General features: G+C 70.0%; 5 protein-coding genes. All 5 read right to left on the reverse strand.

The genetic code is table 11. The features are described 5' to 3' along the window. Positions 1-12: 12 nt before the first annotated feature. The gene (gene gndA, locus AB0G15_RS37030; RefSeq protein WP_362849388.1) at positions 13-1,443 is read right to left on the reverse strand and encodes an NADP-dependent phosphogluconate dehydrogenase; all 1,431 of its coding nucleotides are present in this window, start codon (positions 1,441-1,443) and stop codon (positions 13-15) included. A gap of 335 nt (positions 1,444-1,778) precedes the next feature. Further along, positions 1,779-3,503: a protein kinase gene (locus AB0G15_RS37035; protein WP_362849391.1), complete on the reverse strand. Its 1,725-nt coding sequence runs from the start codon at positions 3,501-3,503 to the stop codon at positions 1,779-1,781. 66 nt (positions 3,504-3,569) lie between these two features. Beyond that, complete coding sequence (locus tag AB0G15_RS37040; protein ID WP_362849394.1) at positions 3,570-4,841, reverse strand: glycosyltransferase family 4 protein; 1,272 nt, start codon at positions 4,839-4,841, stop codon at positions 3,570-3,572. Between the two features lie 237 nt (positions 4,842-5,078). Beyond that, positions 5,079-5,897: an ABC transporter permease gene (locus tag AB0G15_RS37045; RefSeq protein ID WP_362849397.1), complete on the reverse strand. Its 819-nt coding sequence runs from the start codon at positions 5,895-5,897 to the stop codon at positions 5,079-5,081. Further along, a complete protein-coding gene (locus AB0G15_RS37050; RefSeq protein WP_362849400.1) occupies positions 5,894-6,613 on the reverse strand; it encodes an ABC transporter ATP-binding protein in 720 nt (239 codons plus the stop codon). The genes AB0G15_RS37045 and AB0G15_RS37050 overlap by 4 nt, the downstream gene beginning before the upstream one ends. Positions 6,614-7,056 lie beyond the last annotated feature (443 nt).

The following is a 7,056-nucleotide window of genomic DNA, read 5'->3' on the forward strand; positions in this document are numbered from 1 at the left end:
GGGGGTTGCCGGCTAGCCTTCGACCTCCGTGCGGTCGGCCGACCACAGGGTGTGGAAGGAGCCCTCGCGGTCCACCCGCTCGTAGGTGTGCGCGCCGAAGAAGTCACGCTGGCCCTGGATCAGGGCGGCGGGCAGGCGCTCGGCGCGCAGCCCGTCGTAGTAGGCCAGCGCGGTCGAGAAGCCGGGCGCCGGGATGCCCAGCTCGGCGGCCTTCGACACCACCCGCCGCCACGAGTCCTGCGCCAGGGTGAGCGCGTCGGCGAAGTACGGGGCGGCGAGCAGCGTGACCGGCTTTTCCCGCGCCGCGTACGCCTCGCGGATGCGGTCGAGGAAGACGGCGCGGATGATGCAGCCGCCCCGCCAGATCGTGGCCAGCGCGCCGAGGTCGAGGTCCCAGCCGTACTCGGCGCTGCCGACCCTGAGCTGGTCGAACCCCTGGGCGTAGGCGACGATCTTCGAGGCGTACAGCGCCCGCCGCACGTCCTCGGCGAACTCGTCGCCGACGGCCCCCGCGGGCACGCCCGACGGGCCCGGCAGGCCGCGCGCGGCCTCCCTCAGGTCCGCGTGGCCGGACAGGGAGCGGGCGAACACCGCCTCGGCGATGCCGCTCACCGGAACGCCCAGGTCCAGCGCGATCTGCACCGTCCACCGGCCGGTGCCCTTCTGCTCCGCCCGGTCGGCGATCACGTCGACGAGCGGCTTGCCCGTGGTCGCGTCGACCTGGCGCAGCACCTCGGCGGTGATCTCGATCAGGTACGAGGACAGCTCGCCCTCGTTCCACTCCGCGAAGATGTCCGCGAGCTCCGCCGGGGTCCGGCCGAGTCCCTGCCTGAGCAGGTCGTAGGCCTCGGCGATGAGCTGCATGTCGGCGTACTCGATGCCGTTGTGCACCATCTTCACGAAGTGCCCGGCGCCGTCGGGGCCGATGTGCGTGCAGCAGGGCACGCCGTCCACCTTCGCCGCGATGTCCTCCAGCAGCGGGCCCAGCGCCTGGTACGACTCCTTCGAGCCGCCGGGCATGATGCTCGGCCCGAGCAGCGCGCCCTCCTCGCCGCCGGAGACCCCCGCGCCGACGAAGTGGATGCCGCGCTCGCGCAGCGCGGCCTCGCGCCTGCGCGTGTCGGCGAAGTGCGCGTTCCCACCGTCCACGAGCATGTCGCCCGGCTCCAGCAGGGGGGCGAACTCCTCGATCACCGCGTCGGTGGGCGCACCCGCCTTGACCATGATCAAAATACGCCGGGGCCGCTCCAGCGCGGCGACGAACTCCTCCGGGGTCTCGCAGGGGACAAAGGTTCCCTCGTCCCCGTGTTCCTCGATCAGTGCCTTGGTCCTGTGCTGGGACCTGTTGTGTACCGCTACCGAGTGCCCGTGCCTGGCCAGGTTGCGGGCGAGGTTCGCCCCCATCACGGCCAGTCCTGTCACACCGATCTGAGCCTGGGTCATCTCTGACACCCCTTTGTCGTGTCCAAGAATGCCAGTCTGCACCCACCGCCGATCAAAGCCGTCAAGAGGTCCCGGGAGAGAGGGCCCCGGCGCCGTACGGATCCGCGAACCGCCCGTCCCCACGAGGTTCCCGCGTCCGGCGGGAGCGGGGAGGAGGCGTCCGGCACCCGGCGCGAAGCCGCGGGCTGCCGCGGGGGCGATGGCCGGGCAGGATTCCGGAAACCCGGCATTCCGGAAACCCGGCACGGAGCCGTGAAACGCCTGGAGGATCACCTGAGAACCGGCGGCGGAACAGGATTCCCGGCGGGGCCTTGGAGGAGCAGAGGGGCAGAGGGTCAGTGGCGGAACAGGGTTCCCGGAGCGTCCGAGCCGAGGACTCCGCCCAGGCAGCGATAGGTCCGCGCGCCGCCCTGGAACTGCTCCTTCGAGGGCGGCAGTACCATGCTCCGCCACCTGGCCTGCCCGATCCTGCGGGCGTCGCCGTACCGGGAGGCGAGCATGATCCGCGTCGTGCACACCTTCTTCACCGTCGGATGCCGCTCCAGGGCCGCCAGATCGTGGGTGAGGGAGTCCTGCGGCAGCGGGGCGATCGCGAACGTCTCCCACAAGTGGGACTTCGCGCAGCCGGTCCGCTTGGTCGTGGCGTCGCTCGTGATCGCGGCGAGGCTGCCCCAGCACTCGGGCTCCGCCACGCACGCGGCTCCCGCGCCCGCCACCGCCGCGGCGGGGCAGGCGGCCGTGACCGTGGCGACCTCGGGAACCCCGCGGGCCGCGGACGCGGACGCCTCCGGGGCCGCGCTCCCGTCCTCGCCACCACCCTGGAGGGCGCCGGAGCTCTGGAGGGCCCGCGAGCCGGACGGCTGCCCGGTGGACGGGGTCTGGTCGCGGTTCTCGACGTACATGAGCCCGACCCCGGCCATCAGCAGGATCGCGAAGGCCACGGCCACCGCGACGAAGACCCGCACGTTCGACGACGAGGGATGCGCCGGGGCCGCCGCGGGCGACCGGGTACTGGAAAGCCCCTTCAGGCCCGGCGACGTCAGATGCGACCGCACCACCTCCCCGCCCGGCCCGCCCCGCGCCGCCGGCGCGCCGTACGACGACGCGTACGGGGGCTCCGCGTACGGCGGCGTGCGTGCCGGGCCCGCGGCCGGAGCCGAGGGAGAGGCAGGAACCGGGGCAGAGGGAGGAGAGGCGGCGGGACGCGATACAGGGGACCGGCGGGCCGGACCACCCCCCTCCAGGCGCAGGTCCGTGAGGGCGTCGCGCAGCGCGGACACCGAGGGGGTGCGGCGCGCCGGGTCGGTGGCCATGGCCTCCCTGAGCACGGCGGTCAGCTCCGGTGGCACCCCCGGGATCTCGGGGACGGGCAGGCGGTGCAGGGCCATGATGACCGCGATGTTGACCACGCCGCTCTCGGGGAAGCGCGGCGGGCGCCCGGAAAGCAGCGCGTACAGCGTCGCGGCGAGAGAGTAGACGTCGCCCGCGGCGGCGGGTTCGGTCAGCTCGAACGCCTCGGGCGGGGCGTAGGCCGGGGTGAGGGACTCCCTGGTCACCGACGCCTCGCCGCCCGAGGACGGCATGGTGGCCAGGCCGAAGTCGGAGAGCACCGCATTGCCGTACCGGTTGATCAGGATGTTGGCGGGCTTGATGTCGCGGTGCAGCACCCCGGCGGCGTGCGCGGCCGACAGCGCGTCGGCGATCTTGATGCCGATGTCGGCGACCTCGGCCGGCGGCAGCCGCTTCTCGGCCCGCATCCGGTCCAGCAACGACCCGCCGGGACACAACTCCAGGACCATGTACGGCCGGCCGTCGGGCAGGACCCCCGCGTCGTAGACATGGGCGACGTGCGGGTGACCGGAGAGGGCGCCGGCCGAGGTCACCTCACGCATGAAACGGCGCCGGTCCCGCTCGGAGACCAGCACCCGGTTGTCCACCTTGAGCGCGACCTCGCGCTCCACCGCCAGCTGCCTGGCCCGGTAGACGATCCCGAAGCCGCCCTGGCCGAGCACCCCGGACACCTCGTAGCCCGGTACCGCAAAGGCGCCGGATTCGGCCACCTGCCACCTCCTGAAGATGAGCGGCAGATTACCGGAGTTTGATCGGTTAATTGGGTACGTATCCTCTTATGCCTGGTCAGGAGAATGACGTTCGTGACCGGTGGAATGCTTGTCGCCGAGCTCCGCCAGGAGCGCGTCCCAGCGGGCGCCGATGGTGTCGAGACCGTAGCCGGAGGCCGTGAGCACGGCGTTCCCGCCGAGCTCGCGGCGCAGCTCCCGGTCCTCGATCAACCGGCGGAGCGCCTCCGCGAGCGCCGCCGGACTCCTCCCCGGGACCAGCAGCCCGTTGTGCTCGTGGACGATCACCTCCCCGGGACCGTGCGGGCAGTCGAAGCTCACCACCGGCACGCCCTTGCTCATCGCCTCCAGGATCGTCATGCTGAACCCCTCGTAGCGCGAGCTGACGACGTGGATGGACGACCTGGCCAGCTCCACGCCGATCTCCGGCGAACTGCCCATGAGCAGCATCGTGTCCGACAGCCCGGCCTCCTCGATCCTGTCGCGGAGCCTTCGCTCGGCCCCGGGCCTGCCGCGCCCGTACAGGCGCAGCACCCAGTCGGGATGTGCCTCCGACACCGGCTTCCACGCCTTGACCAGCAGGTCGAAGCCCTTGGCGTGCACCATCCTGCCGATGGCGATCACCACCTTCTCGTCCAGCTTCGAGATGTCACCGGCCAGCGCGGTCACGGCGTTCGGGATGCGCAGCAGCCGTCCCGGGGGCGCCTTCAGCGCCCTGCGGTAGTGCTCCAGGTCCGTCTGGGTGAGGGTGACGAAGGCGTCGAACCTGCCGTAGCGCCGCTTGATGAGCCGGACGACCTCCGGGGCGTGCAGGTCGAGGGCCACGTGCTCCTGGCCGACGGTGATGACGCCCGGCGGCGCGAACAGCGCGGTGATCAGGTTGAACCCCGGCCGGGTGGAGATCAGCACGCCGGAGCGCATGGACCGCACGAAGCGGACCATGAGCAGGTCCGTCCTGAGCGAGACCGCCCGATGGATGTTCTCCTGCCTCGGGATCAGGACGCTCGGCAGCCGCGACAGCAGCCGTGCCACCGGCCCCCGCCGCCCGGTCCTGTCGTCGAGGAACGACACCCGCACGCCCGGCGGGATGGGGAAGAACGGTTCCTTCGCCGTCCGGACCACGCTGACGATCTCCACGTCGCGCTCGCGCGCCAGATGCCCCGCCAGGTTGAGCACGGTCCTGATCGTGCCGCCCATCCCGTACGCGTGCTGCAGCAGGATGCGGACCGTTCCGGTGTCGGGGGCCGGAGCGCGCCGCGCCCGCCTCGCGTTGCGGGCCCGCAGCAACCGGAGCGCCGCGCGCCTGGCGTGTCCGCGCATCTTCGCCGACGTCCCCGAGATCCCCGGCATCCTACAGAGCCCCCGCCCCTCGCCTCCCTCCCTCACTTTCCCGGAGCGGCTTTCCCCGAAGCGCGCGTGTCACGACATCCTGCTCACTGTCCGGTGAGCTGTTTGTCCTCCCCGTGCTCTTGATTTATCGTCGCCTGTCGCCTGTCGCCTGTCGCCTGTCGCCTGTCGCCTGTCGTTCGCTGTTCGTTGTTCGCCGCTTGCCGTTCGTCATTCGCCGAAGCGAGACAGCCGGCCGCGTACGCGAGCATGGCGCAGCGCCCACGCGAACAGGCCGAGCGTGGCGAGGAGGTAGACGGCGTCCAGCAGCGCCGCCCAGGCGAGGCTCTCCCAGGGCACGGTGCCGCCGTTCAGCACGGTTCGCATGCCCGTGAAGACGTGGGTCGCGGGTATGAACCCCGCGATGGCCTGGAGAGGGCCGGGAAGCGTCTCGACGGGGTAGAAGATGCCGGCCAGCGGCTGCACCACGAAGACCAGGGACCAGGCGATCACCTGGGCGTTCTCGCCGAACCGCAGCACCGCGCAGATTCCCACCAGGCCGAGGGACCAGCCCATCACCAGCAGCAGCGCCATGAACGGCACCATCCCCGCGCCCATGCTCGTCACGCCGAACCCGTAGAGGCCGAGCGCCAGCCCCGACATGATCGCGACTGCGAAGACGACCTTGCCGAACGAGAACACGATCAACCCGATCACGTACTCGACATTGGAAAGCGGGCTGACCTGGACGTTCAGTAAGTTCCTGCTCCAGATGTCCTCGAGGAACGCTATCGATATCTCGTTGCTGGCCTTCTGGAGCACCTGCCACAGCAGGACCGCGCCGAGCAGGAAGACGGCGACGAACGGCACGCGCTGCGACTGCAGGAACAACGTCACGAAGCCCCAGACGAACAACTCGATCGTGGGCCAGAAGACGATCTCGAACATCCGGACCGGGCTGCGGCGCAGCGCCGCCAGGTCGCGGAAGACCACACCGCTGATCCGCCGCCTGCGTGCGGCCAGGCTGAGCGGAGGAAGGGCTATCGTCATGATCGCGCCACCTTGAGAAAGACCTCCTCCAGATCCTGCGCGCCGTAGACGCCGGTGAGTTCGGTGGTGCTTCCGCTGGCCACGATCCGACCCTCGGACATGAAATGGATGCGGTGACACATCCGCTCCACCTCCTGCATGTTGTGGGACGTGATGAGCATCGCGCGCCCGCTCTCGGTGGCCACCCGGACGAGCAGGTTGCGGATCCGGTCGCCGGCGTCGGGGTCGAGGTTGGCGGTGGGCTCGTCGAGGATGAGCAGGCTCGGCTCGTTGATCAGGGCCTTGGCCAGCTGCACGCGCGTGCGCTGGCCGGAGGAGAGTTCCATCACGCGGCGCCTGCGCAGGGGGCCCAGGTCCAGCAGCTCGATGACCTCCTCCACCCGGACCTTCGGCTTCCGCACTCCGTACAGCCGGGCGAAGGCGTCGAGCACCTCGCGCACGTGCAGGACACCGGGGAGGTCGACGTAGCTCGCGGCGAAGTTGATCTGGCTGAGCACCTCGGTCCGGTTGCCGGCGAGGTCCAGGCCGAACATGCGGATGCTTCCGCTGTCGGGCGTGATCAGCCCGAGGAGCATGTGCAGGGTCGTCGACTTGCCCGCGCCGTTGGGGCCGAGCAGGCCGACGATCTGGCCCGCTTCCACGCTGAGGCTCACCTCCCGGACGGCGGCCACCGAACCGAACCTCTTCGCCAGCGCCACGGCCTCAAGAATCACCACCACGCCAGCGTGCGGTCCGCCGCCCTCTCCGGGCAATCGGTTTTCCCCCGGACGGCGCGGTTGATTTGACGACGGGGGTCGGGGTTCATAAAGTTCACCAGCACCCGAGGGAGACGGCGGTGACGCCGGGGCCTCGGAACCCTCTCTGACGATCTTTATCCTGACGGGATCTTTGTCCCCAAAGGGGCCCGATTCGACACGAATCGGACGATCGAGTAAGTTAGACGGGTTGCCCCGAAAGGGGAGGCTGTAAATTCTGAAACAGGTAAGCCGGATCGGGTCGGTTTGACACGAAAAAGCGGGCCTGAAAGAATAAAGGCACAACGAAAGAACAGAATAAAACAAAACGAACGCCCCGGAGTTGTGGCCGGACCGCTTGGTCGGGTCAGGGCGATGGTGTACGCGTCCGTTTCTTTAGAACTCAACAGTGTGTTAAAAGCCAG

This window comes from Streptosporangium sp. NPDC023825 (assembly GCF_040639575.1).
GTDB lineage: Bacteria > Actinomycetota > Actinomycetes > Streptosporangiales > Streptosporangiaceae > Streptosporangium.